Source organism: Leptolyngbya sp. BC1307 (assembly GCF_002286735.1).
Lineage (GTDB): Bacteria > Cyanobacteriota > Cyanobacteriia > Phormidesmidales > Phormidesmidaceae > Phormidesmis.
In genome coordinates, this window is the sequence record NZ_NRTA01000136.1 from 1 (window position 1) to 1,483 (window position 1,483).

1 protein-coding gene is annotated in these 1,483 nt (G+C 53.4%); it reads left to right on the plus strand.

Features of this window, described 5'->3' with window-relative positions; genetic code table 11:
• Window positions 1–142: 142 nt before the first annotated feature.
• Complete coding sequence (locus tag CKL79_RS22380; RefSeq protein ID WP_121971705.1) at window positions 143–1,330, plus strand: RNA-guided endonuclease TnpB family protein; 1,188 nt, start codon at window positions 143–145, stop codon at window positions 1,328–1,330.
• Window positions 1,331–1,483 lie beyond the last annotated feature (153 nt).

Genomic DNA, 1,483 nt, shown 5'->3' on the forward strand with positions numbered 1-1,483 from the left:
GCTACCAAAAAGTCGGCTAGTGCTCCGCCTATAGCGCAGCTTAGGGGGTGGTGAAAGCCAGGTGCGTGACAGCGAACAATCTTTACAATGACTTCGTTCTACCGGCCTATCGCTTGACAGTAGAACGCCGTACAATGGGGACATGCTGATATTCAACTATCAATACCGCATATATCCGAGTGCTGACCAAGCGACGATTTTAGACGATTGGTTTGAGACTTCACGGCGCGTATATAACTATGCGCTGCGTGAGGTCAAAGATTGGTCGCAGTCGCGCAAGTGCCCGGTGAATGCGTGTGATTTGCATAGTTGCTATATCATTCCGGCTGATGCGCCGTACCCGTCTGAGCAGCGGCAACAGGCTAGCTTGGCGAAAGCGAAGCAGGTCATACCCAACCTCAAGACGGTGCCCGCTCAAAACTTGCAGCAGGCCATCAAGCGGCTGCATAAGTCGTTTGATGGCAAGCAAAAACGGGGTTTTGGATATCCACGGTTTAAGAAGTTTGGGCAGTGGCGTTCAACCCTCTTTCCTCAGTTCAAGGTCAGCCCGTTAGACTCGGAAGCGGGCTCGCTGAAATTGCCAAAGCTAGGCAGCGTAACCATCAACCTGCATCGACCTATCCCGGAGGGCTTCACGATTGCGAACGTGAGAGTCGTCAAAAAGGCCGATCACTGGTTCGCTAACCTCTGCATCAAATGCGATGTGGAGGTGCCCGCTATCGGGTTTCACGGACATGCTATCGGCGTAGACCTGGGGCTAGATTATTTTCTAGCCACCTCAGATGGTTTGCAGGTGAGGGCTCCTAAGTTTTTCAAGCAGTCGCAAAGCAAGCTTAAATTGCTGCAACGCAGGCTAGCGCGTAAGACAAAAGGATCAGCCAACTACCAGAAGGCCAGAATAGCCGTAGCCCGACAGCACCGGCACATTGCCAACCAGCGCCGTGACCTGCACTTTAAGCTTGCCAATCAGCTCTGTGATGGGGCTGACAGTATCTTTTTTGAGGATATTGATTTCAGGATTATGGCAAAGGGTTTTCTGGGCAAGCATACGCTTGACGCTGGGCTGGGTCAGTTCAGAGGCATCACCCAGCAGGTTGCCTTCAAGCGTGGCAAGTTCACTGCCACAGTTGACCACCGGGGGACTTCTCAGGAGTGTCCTGATTGCGGGGCCGAGGTGCGGAAAGAACTCGGCGACAGGGGTCATGCCTGCAACGCCTGCGGCTCTGTAAAACCTCGTGACGTTGCTAGTGGTCAGGTGATCCGTAACCGGGGCATCGCCCTATATTCGACAACTGTACCCGGGGAACATCGGGGAATGGAAACTGCCTGAGCAATCGATCTGCCGGGGCGGGGCAACTCGCTAGGTTAGTGGTGCAACCCGAGTAATCGGAATAACCAGGAATTCTTAAGACAAACACCCATTGAAGCGCTAAGTCTTAGGAAGCTCCGTCTGTACCCGCAGGGTCAGAGGGAGAGACTTCAC